The sequence below is a fragment of the Streptococcus sp. Marseille-Q7087 genome (genome assembly GCF_965111935.1).
Genome location: NZ_CBCOPJ010000001.1, coordinates 545,324 through 559,791 on the forward strand (window position 1 = coordinate 545,324; position 14,468 = coordinate 559,791).

At 39.1% G+C, this 14,468-nt stretch carries 20 protein-coding genes; all 20 read left to right on the forward strand.

Annotated elements, in window-relative coordinates:
- Window positions 1-80 precede the first annotated feature (80 nt).
- The 20 genes from upp to ACWPVF_RS02875 all read left to right on the forward strand — a co-directional run bounded on the left by upp (window position 81) and on the right by ACWPVF_RS02875 (window position 14,442).
- Window positions 81-710: a uracil phosphoribosyltransferase gene (upp, locus tag ACWPVF_RS02780; protein ID WP_006150334.1), complete on the forward strand. Its 630-nt coding sequence runs from the start codon at window positions 81-83 to the stop codon at window positions 708-710.
- 160 nt (window positions 711-870) lie between these two features.
- Window positions 871-1,461: an ATP-dependent Clp protease proteolytic subunit ClpP gene (gene clpP / locus ACWPVF_RS02785; RefSeq protein WP_000613459.1), complete on the forward strand. Its 591-nt coding sequence runs from the start codon at window positions 871-873 to the stop codon at window positions 1,459-1,461.
- 75 nt (window positions 1,462-1,536) lie between these two features.
- Window positions 1,537-1,806: a YlbG family protein gene (locus tag ACWPVF_RS02790; protein WP_454384581.1), complete on the forward strand. Its 270-nt coding sequence runs from the start codon at window positions 1,537-1,539 to the stop codon at window positions 1,804-1,806.
- Between the two features lie 88 nt (window positions 1,807-1,894).
- On the forward strand, window positions 1,895-3,055 hold the full coding sequence (locus tag ACWPVF_RS02795) for an ABC transporter substrate-binding protein (RefSeq protein WP_414264419.1): 1,161 nt from the start codon (window positions 1,895-1,897) through the stop codon (window positions 3,053-3,055).
- A gap of 116 nt (window positions 3,056-3,171) precedes the next feature.
- Window positions 3,172-4,041, forward strand: a complete 870-nt coding sequence (locus tag ACWPVF_RS02800; protein WP_006150094.1) for a branched-chain amino acid ABC transporter permease — start codon at window positions 3,172-3,174, stop codon at window positions 4,039-4,041.
- A gap of 3 nt (window positions 4,042-4,044) precedes the next feature.
- A complete protein-coding gene (locus ACWPVF_RS02805) occupies window positions 4,045-5,001 on the forward strand; it encodes a branched-chain amino acid ABC transporter permease (RefSeq protein ID WP_454384584.1) in 957 nt (318 codons plus the stop codon).
- Complete coding sequence (locus tag ACWPVF_RS02810) at window positions 5,001-5,765, forward strand: ABC transporter ATP-binding protein (RefSeq protein WP_454384586.1); 765 nt, start codon at window positions 5,001-5,003, stop codon at window positions 5,763-5,765. The genes ACWPVF_RS02805 and ACWPVF_RS02810 overlap by 1 nt, the downstream gene beginning before the upstream one ends.
- Window positions 5,765-6,475 carry an ABC transporter ATP-binding protein gene (locus ACWPVF_RS02815; protein ID WP_000062228.1) on the forward strand — a complete coding sequence of 237 codons (711 nt, stop codon included), beginning with the start codon at window positions 5,765-5,767 and terminating at the stop codon, window positions 6,473-6,475. The genes ACWPVF_RS02810 and ACWPVF_RS02815 overlap by 1 nt, the downstream gene beginning before the upstream one ends.
- Before the next feature lie 315 nt (window positions 6,476-6,790).
- The gene (locus tag ACWPVF_RS02820) at window positions 6,791-7,447 is read left to right on the forward strand and encodes a CBS domain-containing protein (protein WP_454384589.1); all 657 of its coding nucleotides are present in this window, start codon (window positions 6,791-6,793) and stop codon (window positions 7,445-7,447) included.
- Window positions 7,448-7,575: 128 nt separating this feature from the next.
- Entirely contained in the window at window positions 7,576-7,866 is a 291-nt protein-coding gene (rpsF, locus tag ACWPVF_RS02825; RefSeq protein WP_002896497.1) for a 30S ribosomal protein S6, read from the forward strand.
- Window positions 7,867-7,877: 11 nt separating this feature from the next.
- Window positions 7,878-8,348 carry a single-stranded DNA-binding protein gene (locus ACWPVF_RS02830; RefSeq protein WP_045614047.1) on the forward strand — a complete coding sequence of 157 codons (471 nt, stop codon included), beginning with the start codon at window positions 7,878-7,880 and terminating at the stop codon, window positions 8,346-8,348.
- Window positions 8,349-8,380: 32 nt separating this feature from the next.
- On the forward strand, window positions 8,381-8,620 hold the full coding sequence (rpsR, locus tag ACWPVF_RS02835; RefSeq protein WP_000068664.1) for a 30S ribosomal protein S18: 240 nt from the start codon (window positions 8,381-8,383) through the stop codon (window positions 8,618-8,620).
- Between the two features lie 170 nt (window positions 8,621-8,790).
- Window positions 8,791-9,294, forward strand: a complete 504-nt coding sequence (locus tag ACWPVF_RS02840) for a GNAT family N-acetyltransferase (RefSeq protein WP_454384591.1) — start codon at window positions 8,791-8,793, stop codon at window positions 9,292-9,294.
- A gap of 80 nt (window positions 9,295-9,374) precedes the next feature.
- Entirely contained in the window at window positions 9,375-10,775 is a 1,401-nt protein-coding gene (locus ACWPVF_RS02845; RefSeq protein WP_454384593.1) for a bifunctional Cof-type HAD-IIB family hydrolase/peptidylprolyl isomerase, read from the forward strand.
- 1 nt (window position 10,776) lies between these two features.
- A complete protein-coding gene (locus tag ACWPVF_RS02850) occupies window positions 10,777-11,139 on the forward strand; it encodes a S1 RNA-binding domain-containing protein (RefSeq protein ID WP_004252382.1) in 363 nt (120 codons plus the stop codon).
- A gap of 48 nt (window positions 11,140-11,187) precedes the next feature.
- Window positions 11,188-11,937 (forward strand): tRNA1(Val) (adenine(37)-N6)-methyltransferase, encoded by a 750-nt coding sequence (locus ACWPVF_RS02855; RefSeq protein ID WP_414307182.1) that lies wholly within the window; start codon window positions 11,188-11,190, stop codon window positions 11,935-11,937.
- Window positions 11,927-12,211 (forward strand): GIY-YIG nuclease family protein, encoded by a 285-nt coding sequence (locus ACWPVF_RS02860; RefSeq protein WP_414307181.1) that lies wholly within the window; start codon window positions 11,927-11,929, stop codon window positions 12,209-12,211. The genes ACWPVF_RS02855 and ACWPVF_RS02860 overlap by 11 nt, the downstream gene beginning before the upstream one ends.
- 85 nt (window positions 12,212-12,296) lie before the next feature.
- Window positions 12,297-13,232: a manganese-dependent inorganic pyrophosphatase gene (locus ACWPVF_RS02865; protein WP_214262180.1), complete on the forward strand. Its 936-nt coding sequence runs from the start codon at window positions 12,297-12,299 to the stop codon at window positions 13,230-13,232.
- A 63-nt stretch (window positions 13,233-13,295) separates the two neighbouring features.
- Complete coding sequence (locus ACWPVF_RS02870; protein WP_414307180.1) at window positions 13,296-13,808, forward strand: YiiX/YebB-like N1pC/P60 family cysteine hydrolase; 513 nt, start codon at window positions 13,296-13,298, stop codon at window positions 13,806-13,808.
- On the forward strand, window positions 13,792-14,442 hold the full coding sequence (locus tag ACWPVF_RS02875; protein ID WP_414307179.1) for a DUF1803 domain-containing protein: 651 nt from the start codon (window positions 13,792-13,794) through the stop codon (window positions 14,440-14,442). The genes ACWPVF_RS02870 and ACWPVF_RS02875 overlap by 17 nt, the downstream gene beginning before the upstream one ends.
- The last annotated feature ends 26 nt before the right edge of the window (window positions 14,443-14,468 follow it).

The following is a 14,468-nucleotide window of genomic DNA, read 5'->3' on the forward strand; positions in this document are numbered from 1 at the left end:
AAAAATAAATTGTTTAGAAAGCTTTTTAAGCCATTTTTTGATATAATAAGAAGAATAAATTGAAAGAAGGAATTCTTAAAATGGGAAAACTTGAAGTTATTAATCATCCATTGATTCAACACAAATTGTCAATCTTGCGTCGTACTGACACTTCTACAAAAGCTTTTCGTGAGTTAGTTAACGAGATTGCAATGTTGATGGGATATGAAGTACTTCGTGATCTTCCACTTGAAGACGTTGAAATCGAAACACCTATCACAAAAACAGTTCAAAAACAATTGGCTGGTAAAAAATTAGCGATTGTTCCAATCTTGCGTGCAGGTATTGGGATGGTTGATGGATTGTTGAGCTTGGTTCCAGCAGCAAAAGTAGGACATATCGGTATGTATCGTGATGAAGAAACCCTTCAACCAGTGGAATACTTAGTAAAATTACCTGAAGATATCGACCAACGTCAAATCTTTGTGGTTGACCCTATGCTTGCAACTGGTGGTTCAGCAATCTTAGCTGTTGATTCCCTTAAAAAACGTGGGGCTTCAAACATCAAGTTTGTCTGCCTTGTATCTGCTCCTGAAGGGGTTAAAGCTCTCCAAGAAGCTCACCCAGATGTAGAAATCTTTACTGCAGCTTTAGATGAACGTTTGAACGAACATGGTTATATTGTTCCAGGTCTTGGTGACGCAGGAGACCGCTTGTTCGGTACAAAATAAGATTCTAAGCATACACTAAAACTGTTCATTGGTTTTAGTTTCGAAAGGAGGTTGAATTTTTGTGTCTGTCTTTAGAATGGAGCAAAAATTTGACCTTTTTTGACCAAAGATATATAATAATCTTATTAACAAAGAAATTAGAAATCAAAAGGAGAAATGAATGATTCCTGTAGTTATTGAACAAACAAGTCGTGGAGAACGTTCATATGACATTTACTCACGTCTTCTAAAAGATCGTATCATCATGTTGACTGGACCAGTCGAAGACAATATGGCAAACTCAGTCATCGCCCAATTGCTCTTCTTGGATGCCCAAGATAGTACAAAAGATATTTACCTTTATGTAAATACTCCTGGTGGTTCTGTATCAGCTGGTTTGGCAATTGTTGATACTATGAACTTTATCAAGGCAGATGTTCAAACTATCGTCATGGGTATGGCTGCTTCAATGGGTACAATTATTGCTTCAAGTGGAGCAAAAGGTAAACGTTTCATGCTTCCAAATGCAGAGTACATGATTCACCAACCAATGGGTGGTACAGGTGGTGGTACTCAGCAAACAGATATGGCTATCGCTGCTGAACACTTGCTTAAAACTCGTAAGACTTTGGAGCAAATTCTTGCAGATAATTCTGGTAAATCAGTTGAGCAAATCCATGCAGATGCTGAACGTGATTACTGGATGAGTGCTCAAGAAACACTTGAATATGGTTTCATTGATGAAATTATGGCTAATAATTCTTTGAATTAATCTACTAAAGCAAACTCGACTGAGTTTGCTTTTTTTGTTATAATAAGAGGAAGATTACTAGAAGGAAGATGAATTATGTTTCAAAAAGAAAATCGGTCTGGTCTGATTATCTACCTATACTATAATCGTGATGCAAAAAAACTCGCAAATTATGGCGATATTTGTTATCACTCTAAAAAACACCGTTATCTGCAACTTTATGTTCAAACAGAAGAAGTAGAAGACCTGGTAGGTCGTTTAGGTAAAGAGAAATTTATCAAAAAAGTGAGACGATGTCATATCCAAGAATTAGAAACTCCTTTCGTTGGTAACCTCTATAAAAACACCGAAAACGTTATCATTTAAAAAAAGAGATAAAGTTGTTGACAATTTTCTGATAATTCGGTATATTCTTAACATGTAATTTAAATTAAGAAATCAAAAGGAGATAAACATGAAGAAAAAATTCGCATTATCACTTGTAGCTCTTGCAAGTGTAGCTGTTTTAGCAGCCTGTGGAGAAGTGAAGTCAGGAGCTTCAAATACAACTGGTAACCCAATTGATGAAAAAGTTGTAAAAATTGGTTTCAACTTTGAAGAAACTGGAGCTGTAGCGTCTTACGGTTCATCTGAGCAAAAAGGTGCTCAACTTGCGGTTGATGAAATCAACGCAGCAGGTGGTATCGACGGAAAACAAATCGAAGTAGTAGATAAAGATAACAAATCTGAAACTGCTGAAGCTGCTTCTGTTTCAACAAACCTTGTTACTCAATCTAAAGTTGCTGCAATCGTAGGACCTGCGACTTCAGGTGCAACTGCAGCAGCAGTAGCAAATGCTACACAAGCTGGAGTTCCATTGATTTCTCCAAGTGCTACTCAAGATGGTTTGACTAAGGGACAAGATTTCCTTTTCATCGGAACCTTCCAAGATAGCTTCCAAGGGAAAATCATTTCTAACTATGTTTCAAATAAATTGAACGCTAAGAAGGTTGTCTTGTATACAGATAACTCAAGTGACTACGCTAAAGGAATTGCAAAATCATTCCGTGATTCATTTACAGGTGAAATCGTAGCAGATGAAACATTTGTTTCAGGTGATACAGACTTCCAAGCAGCTTTGACAAAAATCAAAGACAAAGACTTTGACGCTATCGTGTTGCCAGGTTACTACACAGAAGCTGGTAAGATTGTAAACCAAGCTCGTGGTATGGGAATTGATAAACCAATCATCGGTGGTGATGGATTTAACGGTGCAGAATTTGTTCAACAAGCAACTGCTGAACGCGCATCAAATATCTACTTCATCTCAGGATTCTCAACTACTGTTGATGTTTCAGATAAAGCAAAAGCCTTCCTTGAAGCTTACCGTGCAAAATACAACGAAGATCCTTCAACATTTGCAGCTCTTGCTTATGACTCAGTTTACCTTGTAGCTAACGCAGCAAAAGGTGCAAAAACTTCAGTTGATCTCAAGAACAACCTTGCTAAAACACAAAACTTCGAAGGTGTTACAGGTCAAACAAGCTTTGATGCAGACCATAACACTGTGAAAACAGCCTTCATGATGACCATGAATAATGGTAAAGTAGAAGCGGCAGAAGTCGTAAAACCTTAATTTTATAGATATCGTAAATGGGGAATGAGCTTTTACTCACTCCCTGTTTCGGTATTTATAAAGGGATTATTTTTTTATATAAATCCTAAGAAAAATAATTAGAAAGAGTGAACCATATGCTTCAACAACTTGTCAATGGTTTGATCCTGGGTAGTGTTTATGCACTACTAGCACTGGGTTATACCATGGTTTATGGAATTATCAAACTCATTAACTTTGCCCACGGTGATATCTACATGATGGGTGCTTTTATGGGTTATTTCTTGATTAATTCCCTACAATTAAATTTCTTTTTAGCCTTAATTTTGTCCATGATTGGTTCAGCCATTCTCGGTGTTATCATTGAGTTTCTAGCTTATCGCCCACTGCGTCATTCAACTCGTATCTCTGTACTGATTACAGCTATCGGGGTATCCTTCTTATTGGAATACGGAATGGTCTATCTGGTGGGTGCCAATACACGTGCCTTCCCTCAAGCAATCCAAACTGTACGATATGACTTGGGACCAATTAGTCTTACAAATATCCAATTGTTGATTTTGACTGTCTCAATTGTCTTAATGATTCTTTTGCAACTTATCGTACAAAAAACCAAGATGGGGAAAGCTATGCGTGCCGTTTCTGTAGATAGCGATGCTGCTCAGTTGATGGGGATTAACGTGAACCGTACAATCAGCTTTACCTTTGCTTTGGGTTCAGCTTTGGCTGGAGCAGCAGGTGTCTTGATTGCCCTTTATTACAACTCTCTCGAACCATTGATGGGAATGACTCCAGGTATTAAATCTTTCGTTGCTGCCGTTCTTGGTGGTATCGGTATCATCCCTGGTGCAGCTCTTGGAGGTTTTGTAATCGGTCTATTGGAAACTTTTGCAATCGCTTTTGGATTGTCAGATTTCCGTGATGCCATCGTGTATGGAATCTTGCTCTTAATCTTGATTGTTCGTCCAGCTGGTATTCTTGGTAAGAATGTGAAAGAGAAGGTGTAAACAATGAAAGTAAATGTAAAAGCTAATATTCTCTGGATATTCCTTTTGTTGCTTGGATATGGTATGATTAGCCTATTAGTTTCACTTGGTATTTTAAACCTTTTCCATATTCAAATTCTGGAACAAATCGGTATCAATATTATTCTTGCAGTAGGACTTAACCTGATCGTTGGTTTCTCTGGCCAATTTTCACTTGGACATGCTGGATTTATGGCTATCGGTGCTTATGCAGCAGCTATTATTGGATCAAAATCTCCAACTTATGGTGCCTTCTTTGGAGCTATGTTGCTCGGCGCCATTATTGCTGGTTTGGTTGCCCTTATCGTTGGAATTCCAACCCTCCGATTAAAAGGGGACTATCTTGCAGTTGCGACACTTGGGGTTGCTGAGATTATTCGTATCTTAATCGTCAATGGTGGTGATTTAACAAACGGAGCTGCTGGTATCCTTGGTATTCCAAGCTTCACTAATTGGCAAATGGTATATATCTTTGCTGTAATTACAACAATTGCAACGCTTAATTTCCTTCGCAGTCCAATCGGTCGTTTAACCTTGTCTGTTCGTGAAGATGAGATTGCAGCTGAGTCTGTTGGGGTCAATACAACAAAAATCAAAATTATTGCTTTCGTCTTTGGAGCTATGACTGCAAGTATTGCAGGTTCGCTTCAAGCAGGATTTATCGGTTCTGTTGTACCTAAAGATTATAGTTTTATCAACTCTATCAACGTTTTAATTATCGTTGTATTTGGTGGCTTGGGATCCATTACAGGGGCAATTGTTGCTGCGATTGTTCTTGGTATTTTAAACATGCTTCTTCAAGACGTGGCTAGTGTTCGTATGATTATCTATGCTTTGGCCTTGGTACTTGTTATGATTTTCAGACCAGGTGGTCTCCTTGGAACATGGGAATTGAGCCTATCACGTCTCTTTAAAAAAGGTAAGAAGGAGGGACAAAACTAATGGCGTTACTTGAAGTAAAAAATTTAACCAAACACTTTGGTGGTCTGACAGCCGTTGGGGACGTTACTCTTGAATTGAACGAAGGTGAACTTGTTGGTTTGATTGGACCGAATGGAGCGGGCAAAACAACTCTTTTCAACTTACTGACAGGAGTTTATGAACCGAGTGAAGGAACCGTTACTTTGGATGGGCATTTACTAAATGGGAAGCAACCTTATAAAATCGCATCCCTTGGTTTAGGGCGTACCTTCCAAAATATTCGTCTTTTTAAAGACCTAACAGTTTTGGACAATGTTCTCATCGCATTTAGCAATCATCATAAACAACATGTATTTGCTAGTTTCTTGCGCTTGCCAGCTTTCTATAAAAATGAAGAAGAATTGAAAGCCAAAGCTTTAGAATTACTAAAAATCTTTGATTTAGATGGTGATGCTGAAACTTTAGCTAAAAACTTAGCTTATGGTCAACAACGTCGTTTGGAGATTGTTCGTGCTCTTGCCACAGAACCTAAAATCCTTTTCTTGGATGAACCTGCGGCAGGTATGAATCCACAAGAGACTGCAGAATTGACTGAGTTGATTCGTCGTATCAAGGATGAATTCAAGATCACCATCATGCTGATTGAACATGATATGAACTTGGTCATGGAAGTCACTGAACGTATCTATGTTCTCGAGTACGGTCGTTTGATTGCTCATGGAACACCGGATGAAATTAAGAACAACAAACGCGTTATCGAAGCTTATCTTGGAGGTGAAGCCTAATGTCTATGTTAAAAGTTGAAAACCTCTCAGTACACTACGGTATGATTCAAGCTGTACGTGATGTGAGCTTTGAAGTCAATGAAGGAGAAGTTGTTTCTCTTATCGGTGCTAACGGTGCTGGTAAAACAACCATCCTTCGTACTCTATCAGGACTTGTTCGCCCAAGTTCTGGTCGAATTGAATTTTTGGGCCAAGAAATCCAAAAGATGCCTGCTCAAAAGATTGTGGCATCAGGACTTTCTCAAGTGCCAGAAGGACGTCATGTCTTCCCTGGTTTGACAGTTATGGAAAACTTGGAGATGGGAGCCTTTCTTAAGAAGAACCGTGAAGAGAACCAAGCAAATTTGAAGAAAGTCTTTTCACGTTTTCCACGTTTGGAAGAACGTAAAAACCAGGATGCAGCAACCCTATCTGGAGGTGAGCAACAGATGCTTGCTATGGGACGTGCACTTATGTCGACTCCTAAACTCCTTCTTTTGGATGAGCCATCAATGGGGCTTGCACCAATCTTCATTCAAGAAATTTTTGATATCATCCAAGATATTCAAAAACAAGGAACAACCGTTCTTTTGATTGAACAAAATGCTAATAAAGCACTTGCCATCGCAGATCGAGGATATGTACTTGAAACAGGTAAGATTGTTCTTTCAGGAACAGGCAAAGAACTCGCAGCTTCAGACGAAGTCAGAAAAGCATATCTAGGTGGCTAAAACAATCCAGTGAATTGTTTTAGTCAGCGGATAAGGATTGCGTAGTATTCTTCGTATAGTCTGGGAGACTAGTTTAGGTTGCGGATAAGGATTGCGCAAGCAATCCACATTATTCCGGGGGACCTTTTTAGTCGGCGGATAGAGATTGCAAAGCAACCATAGAATCCATATAAGTAAATGATTAAGAGCTCTTAGGTGGAGCTCTTTTTCGTAAAGTTCACCAGATTTTTCTGAATCTTGAAAAAGAGATGAAAGCGTTTGATAGCTTTCCGTAAAAAGTGTATAATAAAACTATAAACATAAAGGAGATTTCCTATGGCAGTTAAAGATTTTATGACTCGTAAGGTCGTTTATATTAGTCCTGATACAACTGTTGCGCATGCAGCAGATTTAATGCGTGAACAAGGCTTGCACCGTCTTCCTGTTATTGAAAATGATAAATTAGTAGGATTGGTGACAGAAGGAACAATTGCTGAAGCTAGTCCATCAAAAGCAACTAGTCTTTCAATCTTTGAGATGAACTACTTGCTTAACAAGACAAAGGTAAAAGATGTCATGATTCGTGATGTTGTTACTGTTTCAGGATATGCAAGCTTGGAAGACGCAACTTATCTCATGCTTAAAAATAAGATTGGTATTTTGCCAGTTGTTGACAATGGACAAGTGTATGGAGTCATTACAGATCGTGATGTATTCAGTGCCTTTCTTGAAATTGCTGGTTATGGTGAAGAGGGAATTCGTGTTCGTTTTATCACTGAAAATGAAGTTGGGGTACTCGGTAAGATAGTTTCTTTAATCGTTGAGGAAAATCTTAATATTTCTCATACTGTTAATATTCCACGTAAAGATGGTAAGATTGTTATCGAAGTCCAAATTGAGGGAAGCATTGACCTTTCTTCATTAAAAAAGAAATTTGAGGATGAAAATATTCTCGTAGATGAAATTACCCAGACTTCTGCAAAGAAACTCTAAAAAGTAAACAATTATTGTTTTATACTTGCGAAAAAAATTTTTTTCTAGTATAATAGTTTATTGTGAGCAAACCTCACTTACCCCATGCAAAGACTTGGGGTCATTAGACCAAAAGGAGGAACATATCAATGGCTAAATACGAAATTCTTTATATCATTCGTCCAAACATTGAAGAAGAAGCGAAAAACGCTTTGGTAGCACGTTTTGACTCTATCTTGACTGACAACGGTGCAACTGTTGTTGAATCAAAAGATTGGGAAAAACGTCGTCTTGCATACGAAATCCAAGATTTCCGTGAAGGACTTTACCACATCGTTAACGTTGAAGCAAACGATGACGCAGCTCTTAAAGAGTTTGACCGTTTGTCAAAAATCAACGCTGACATTCTTCGTCACATGATCGTCAAGCTTGACGCGTAAGAAGGTAGATTATGATTAACAATGTTGTACTTGTAGGGCGTATGGTACGTGACGCTGAGTTGCGTTATACCCCATCAAATGTAGCAGTAGCTACTTTTACTCTTGCAGTAAACCGTACATTCAAGAGTCAAAATGGTGAACGTGAGGCTGATTTTATCAATGTCGTAATGTGGCGCCAACAGGCTGAAAACCTTGCTAACTGGGCTAAAAAAGGCTCACTTATTGGGGTTACAGGCCGTATCCAGACTCGTAGTTACGATAACCAGCAAGGACAACGTGTCTACGTGACTGAAGTCGTAGCTGAAAATTTCCAAATGTTGGAAAGCCGTAGCGTGCGTGAAGGTCAAACTGGTGGAGGTCATTCTGCACCAAGTTCAAGTTATTCAGCACCTACACAATCAGTACCTGACTTTTCACGAGATGAAAATCCATTTGGAAAAACCAATCCTTTGGATATTTCAGACGATGATTTACCATTCTAATGGACAATTAAAACTATAAAGGAGAGAAAAACATGGCTCAACAACGTCGTGGCGGATTCAAACGCCGTAAAAAAGTTGATTACATCGCAGCAAACAAAATTGAATATGTTGATTACAAAGATACTGAGCTTCTTAGCCGTTTCGTTTCAGAACGTGGGAAAATCCTTCCTCGTCGTGTAACAGGAACTTCAGCTAAAAACCAACGTAAAGTAACAACAGCTATCAAACGCGCTCGCGTAATGGCTTTGATGCCTTTCGTAAACGAAGATTAAAGAAAAGACCCGGGTGGGTCTTTTTTTCAGGTCCGGGGGACCTCTTTTTCACGAGCTTGAAAACAAGAGAGCGAGTAAGACCCTTACGGGTCTTTTTTTACGAGATAGTTTTTTTCTGACCTTAGCGTGCTATAATGGTAATAGAAAGAGTAAAGGTTGGTAAGTCAAAGATGAATTGTACGATTAGAAATATGATTAAGTCTGACATTGAATCCTTATCTCATGGATTTATGAATCAAGGTTGGCCTGGTAGAGAGGAAATTTTGGCTAGATATTTTCTGGAACAGGAAAGTGGGGAGAGAGAAGTCTTAGTTGCAGAGATTGATGGTGCTGTAGCGGGCTACGTTACCATTTTACCCTCTGCTAAACATGGTCCTTTTGTAGAAGTCTATCCAGAATTATCAGATTTTAATGTGTTTGAGCCTTTTCGAAATCAAGGGATTGGGAATCAACTGCTAGAAGAAGCAGAAAAACGAGTAAAACTCGTATCGGATAAGGTGACGCTTGGTGTTGGGCTCCACTCAGGTTATGGACCTGCTCAGAGATTGTACATCAAACGAGGTTATATTCCAGATGGGACAGGTGTCTGGTATCGAAATCAACCCTTGGAAATGAATGCAACTAGCCAAAATAATGATGATTTGGTTTTGTATCTAGTAAAGGAATTCGGATAAGAGAAAAGGACTTTATTGGGGATGTGGGATTTGCCTACTTTATGGTATAATGGAAAGAGTGAATTGAAGGAGGTATTATAATGGATGCCAAGTTAAGATACAAGGCTAAGAAGATTAAGATTATCTTTTTTGATATAGATGATACTTTACGAAATTCAAAGACAGGTTTTGTTCCAAGTAATATTCCAACGGTTTTTCAACAATTACGCGAGAAGGGAATCTTGACAGGAATTGCGACTGGTCGGGGCTTATTTGGCGTCGTACCAGAGATTAAAGCCCTCAAACCTGATTTCTTTGTAACCTTGAATGGTGCTTATATTGTGGACAAAAAGGGCAATGTCATATATAGTAATAAAATTGCTAGAGATAAGGTTGAAGAGTATATTGCTTGGACTAAGGAAGTAGGAATTGACTACGGCTTGGTCGGTAGTCATGCAGCTAAACTATCGAGACGAACTGAGATGATTAGCCAGGCTATTGATCCAATTTATCCTGATTTAGAGGTGGACCCTGATTTTTATCAAAAAGAAGATATTTATCAGATGTGGACATTTGAGGATCAGGGAGATGACTTAACTTTGCCTGAAAGTTTAGCATCGACTTTACGTATGGTACGCTGGCATGAACATTCGTCAGATGTTGTGCCGATTTCCGGTTCAAAAGCAGCTGGAGTTGCCAAGGTGGTAGACCAATTAGGTTTAAAACCTGAAAACGTTATGGTTTTTGGGGACGGTCTTAACGATTTAGAACTCTTTGATTATGCAGGCATTAGTGTAGCTATGGGAATTTCTCATGATAAAATCAAAGAAAAAGCAGATTATGTTACAAAAACATTAGAAGAAGATGGCATTTTTGATGCCCTAGAAGGATTTGGTATGGTAGAAAAAGAATTACATTTTCCACAAGTAGACATTGAAGCAGTAGATGGTCCAATTGCGACTATTAAAACAAATCACGGAGATATGCGCATTAAGCTTTTCCCTGAGCATGCACCAAAAACAGTAGCCAACTTTATTGCTCTATCAAAAGATGGTTACTATGACGGTGTCATTTTCCATCGTATTATTAAAGATTTTATGATTCAAGGTGGAGACCCAACTGGAACTGGTATGGGTGGAGAGTCTATCTATGGAGAGTCTTTTGAGGATGAGTTTTCAGAAGAACTTTACAATGTCCGTGGAGCCCTTTCTATGGCTAATGCTGGGCCAAATACAAATGGTAGCCAGTTCTTTATCGTACAGAACCAACACTTGCCATATTCTAAGAAAGAAATTGCTCGCGGTGGCTGGCCAGAACCAATTGCGGAAATTTATGCTGAACAAGGTGGGACTCCTCATCTAGACCGCCATCATACTGTATTTGGTCAACTTGCGGATGAAGCTTCTTATGAAGTTCTGGATGCAATTGCAGGTGTCGAAACAGGTGCAATGGACAAGCCAGTTGATGACGTAGTCATTGAAACTATTGAAATTGAGGACTAAAATGAAAATCGGTGATAAGCTAAATGGCCGTATTACTGGGATTCAGCCCTATGGAGCTTTTGTTGAGTTAGAAACAGGAGTGACAGGCCTGATTCATATCTCGGAGATTCGGACAGGATTTATCGAAAATATTTACGAGGTTTTAAAGATCGGTGATGAAGTCCAGGTACAGGTCGTAGATTTTGATGAATATACTGGGAAAGCTAGCCTTTCCATTCGTACCTTGGAAGAAGAAAAGCATCAACTTCCTAGACGGAGACGTTTTTCGAATGATCGCATCAAACATGGTTTTGCACCGCTTGGTCGCATGATGCCTGTTTGGACTCGAGAAGCCTTGGAGCATTTAAAGAAAAACAGTAATTGATAAATTTCTAACCATCTTTGATGTTATTAAATTTGTGGCAATAGAAGTATGAACGAAGAACAATTATTAAAATCAGGAGAGCGCATTAACCAACTCTTCTCTACAGATATCAAGATTATTCAAAATAGAGAGGTTTTCAGCTATTCAGTGGATAGTGTTCTCTTGTCGCGTTTTCCTCGTTTCCCAAAAAATGGGTTGATAGTGGATTTCTGTGCAGGTAATGGAGCTGTTGGGCTTTTTGCCAGTAGTCGTACTAAGGCGAAAATTCTGTCTGTTGAAATCCAAGAACGCCTGGCTGATATGGCTGAACGGTCGGTTCGTTTAAATGGCTTAGAAGAGCAGATGCAGGTTATTTGTGATGATTTGAAAAATATGTCTAGCTACATTCAGGGGAGCAAGGTCGATTTGATTTTGTGCAACCCTCCCTATTTTAAGGTGGACGCAAATTCTAATCTGAACGAAAGCGAACACTACTTGTTGGCTCGGCACGAAATTACGACTAATCTCAAGGAAATCTGTCGTAGTGCTCAAAGTATTCTCAAATCTAACGGACGTCTAGCCATGGTTCATCGTCCTGATCGTTTATTAGATATTTTAGAAACCCTTCAACAACACAATTTAGCTCCAAAGCGTCTGCAATTTGTCTACCCTAAACGGGAAAAGGAAGCCAATATGCTTTTGATTGAGGCTATCAAAGACGGCTCCACTAGTGGCTTTAAGGTTTTACCACCACTCATTGTTCATAATAATGATGGTACTTATACACCAGAAATTCAAGAGATTTATTATGGATCATAAGGCTTATATGTATGTAGTTGAGTGTCGTGATGGTTCTTACTATACAGGCTATACAACAGATGTGAAGAAACGAGTTGCTGTCCACAATAGTGGCAAAGGAGCCAAGTATACACGAGCTCGTTTGCCGGTAAAACTCATCTATGCAGAAGGTTTTGATAGTAAGGAAGAAGCAATGTCGGCTGAGGCCCTACTCAAACGGAAGAAGCGTCCTCAGAAGGAAAGCTACCTAAACGATAATCAAAATAAAAATCTAGTGAGTGCTTTTAACCTATAAAGAGAAGCCCTTTAGGCTTCTCTTACTTTTGTCAAAAATTGAAAAAAATGCTACAATAAAGAGAATAAAGAAACGAGGTATTATCATGTCTAAGATTCTAGTATTTGGTCACCAAAATCCAGATTCAGATGCTATCGGCTCATCTGTAGCCTTTGCTTATCTTGCGAAAGAAGCTTATGGTTTGGATACAGAAGCAGTGGCTCTTGGTACTCCAAATGAAGAAACAGCTTTCGTATTAGATTATTTTGGTGTTGAAGCACCGCGTGTTATCACTTCAGCTAAGGCAGAAGGTGCAGAACAAGTCATTTTGACTGACCACAATGAATTCCAACAATCAGTGTCAGATATCGCTGAAGTAGAAGTTTATGGTGTGGTGGACCACCACCGTGTGGCTAACTTTGAAACTGCCAGCCCACTTTACATGCGTTTGGAACCAGTAGGATCAGCATCTTCAATCGTGTACCGCATGTTCAAAGAACATGGTGTAGCAGTGCCAAAAGAAATCGCAGGTTTGATGCTTTCAGGTTTGATTTCAGATACCCTTCTTTTGAAATCTCCAACAACTCATCCATCTGATAAAGTGATTGCGCCTGAATTGGCTGAATTGGCTGGTGTGAACTTGGAAGAATATGGTCTTTCAATGCTTAAGGCGGGTACAAACTTGGCAAGCAAGTCAGCAGAAGAATTGATCGACATCGATGCTAAGACTTTTGAATTGAACGGAAACAACGTTCGTGTGGCTCAAGTCAATACAGTTGATATCGCTGAAGTCTTGGAACGCCAAGCTGAAATCGAAGCAGCTATCCAAGCAGCAAATGCAGCTAACGGTTACTCTGACTTTGTTTTGATGATTACAGACATTGTCAACTCAAACTCAGAAATTTTGGCTCTTGGTGCCAACATGGACAAGGTAGAAGCAGCCTTCAACTTCAAGCTTGAAAACAACCACGCTTTCCTTCCAGGTGCCGTTTCACGTAAGAAACAAGTGGTACCACAATTGACAGAAAGCTTTAATGCATAATGATAGATGGGGAAACCCATTATTAAAAAGGAGTTTCGGCTCCTTTTTTGCTAGTAGAGAAGTATGTTAGAAAATGGTGATTTAATCTTTGTGAAAGATAGTTCGGATATAGGACAAGCCATCCAGGAATCTACTGGTAACTATAGCCACGTGGCCATCTTTTTGGACGGACAGGTCTATCATGCTACGGTGGAAGGTGGCGTCCTTGCCCAATCCCCTGAAGATTTCTTTGAAGCTGAGAAAGTCTATGACCTTTATCGCTATCCGAAAATCAATCACAAAGAAGTCAAAAAGCGGGTAGAAGGCCTTTTAGGGGCTCTCTACAATGCTTCCTTTTATCCGGATGGAGATGGTTATTACTGTTCCCAGTTCATTGCTGAACTACTACCTATTTTTGAGACCATTCCCATGAAATTTGGGAATGATACTCAGGAAATTAGTGATTTCTGGAGTGAATACTATAGAGAACTAGGACTAGCTGTACCTTTGAATCAGCCTGGCACTAATCCGAGTCAATTAGCAACATCACCACTTTTAGTTTGTAAAGAAAGGAATCTTTATGATTCAGATTTTTAATCCATCTCGTTTGACACGGCAACCATTCTTTAGAGATTTGGTTGATTATCTTGATCAGCATGATGATGTTATCCTCCGTGAAATCAAGGCTCAGTTTCCAGGGGTTGCAGTTGACAAGTACTTGGAGGAATATATTAAAGCTGGTTTCATCCTTCGAGAAAACAAACGCTATTATCTCAATCTTCCTTTTCTAGAGTCTACGGAATCTCTTGAACTAGACCAAGAAGTCTTTGTGAGAGACGATAGTCCTGTTTATCCAGAAATCCTGGAGAAACATTTTCAGACGGAATTACGCAATCAAACCAATGCAGCAATCCTAGAAGAGTATACAGATTTTGCTAGGGAGCAGATGACCTTGTCTAATTACTTTTATAAGGTTAAGCACCAGTATCCGCTGACAGAAAATCAGCAGAAACTCTATGCTGTTTTGGGGGATGTAAACCCTGAGTATGCTCTCAAGTATATGACAACATTTTTGCTTAAATTTCTCAAAAAAGACCAGCTTATGCAGAAACGTCGTGATATCTTTGTCGATAGTTTAGTTTTATTGGGCTACATCATTCAAAATGAAGATGGGAAATATGAGTTAGCTGTAGAATTTGATAAAGAAAGATTCATCTTTATAAAAAAATAGAAAAAGGCTAGGAAATTTTCTAGCCT

What these genes read in the sequence shown, in the direction of transcription:
- upp (WP_006150334.1), top strand. Translation starts at nt 81, where the DNA reads ATGGGAAAACTTGAAGTTATTAATCATCCATTGATTCAACACAAATTG.
- clpP (WP_000613459.1), top strand. Translation starts at nt 871, where the DNA reads ATGATTCCTGTAGTTATTGAACAAACAAGTCGTGGAGAACGTTCATAT.
- ACWPVF_RS02790 (WP_454384581.1), top strand. Translation starts at nt 1,537, where the DNA reads ATGTTTCAAAAAGAAAATCGGTCTGGTCTGATTATCTACCTATACTAT.
- ACWPVF_RS02795 (WP_414264419.1), top strand. Translation starts at nt 1,895, where the DNA reads ATGAAGAAAAAATTCGCATTATCACTTGTAGCTCTTGCAAGTGTAGCT.
- ACWPVF_RS02800 (WP_006150094.1), top strand. Translation starts at nt 3,172, where the DNA reads ATGCTTCAACAACTTGTCAATGGTTTGATCCTGGGTAGTGTTTATGCA.
- ACWPVF_RS02805 (WP_454384584.1), top strand. Translation starts at nt 4,045, where the DNA reads ATGAAAGTAAATGTAAAAGCTAATATTCTCTGGATATTCCTTTTGTTG.
- ACWPVF_RS02810 (WP_454384586.1), top strand. Translation starts at nt 5,001, where the DNA reads ATGGCGTTACTTGAAGTAAAAAATTTAACCAAACACTTTGGTGGTCTG.
- ACWPVF_RS02815 (WP_000062228.1), top strand. Translation starts at nt 5,765, where the DNA reads ATGTCTATGTTAAAAGTTGAAAACCTCTCAGTACACTACGGTATGATT.
- ACWPVF_RS02820 (WP_454384589.1), top strand. Translation starts at nt 6,791, where the DNA reads ATGGCAGTTAAAGATTTTATGACTCGTAAGGTCGTTTATATTAGTCCT.
- rpsF (WP_002896497.1), top strand. Translation starts at nt 7,576, where the DNA reads ATGGCTAAATACGAAATTCTTTATATCATTCGTCCAAACATTGAAGAA.
- ACWPVF_RS02830 (WP_045614047.1), top strand. Translation starts at nt 7,878, where the DNA reads ATGATTAACAATGTTGTACTTGTAGGGCGTATGGTACGTGACGCTGAG.
- rpsR (WP_000068664.1), top strand. Translation starts at nt 8,381, where the DNA reads ATGGCTCAACAACGTCGTGGCGGATTCAAACGCCGTAAAAAAGTTGAT.
- ACWPVF_RS02840 (WP_454384591.1), top strand. Translation starts at nt 8,791, where the DNA reads ATGAATTGTACGATTAGAAATATGATTAAGTCTGACATTGAATCCTTA.
- ACWPVF_RS02845 (WP_454384593.1), top strand. Translation starts at nt 9,375, where the DNA reads ATGGATGCCAAGTTAAGATACAAGGCTAAGAAGATTAAGATTATCTTT.
- ACWPVF_RS02850 (WP_004252382.1), top strand. Translation starts at nt 10,777, where the DNA reads ATGAAAATCGGTGATAAGCTAAATGGCCGTATTACTGGGATTCAGCCC.
- ACWPVF_RS02855 (WP_414307182.1), top strand. Translation starts at nt 11,188, where the DNA reads ATGAACGAAGAACAATTATTAAAATCAGGAGAGCGCATTAACCAACTC.
- ACWPVF_RS02860 (WP_414307181.1), top strand. Translation starts at nt 11,927, where the DNA reads ATGGATCATAAGGCTTATATGTATGTAGTTGAGTGTCGTGATGGTTCT.
- ACWPVF_RS02865 (WP_214262180.1), top strand. Translation starts at nt 12,297, where the DNA reads ATGTCTAAGATTCTAGTATTTGGTCACCAAAATCCAGATTCAGATGCT.
- ACWPVF_RS02870 (WP_414307180.1), top strand. Translation starts at nt 13,296, where the DNA reads ATGTTAGAAAATGGTGATTTAATCTTTGTGAAAGATAGTTCGGATATA.
- ACWPVF_RS02875 (WP_414307179.1), top strand. Translation starts at nt 13,792, where the DNA reads ATGATTCAGATTTTTAATCCATCTCGTTTGACACGGCAACCATTCTTT.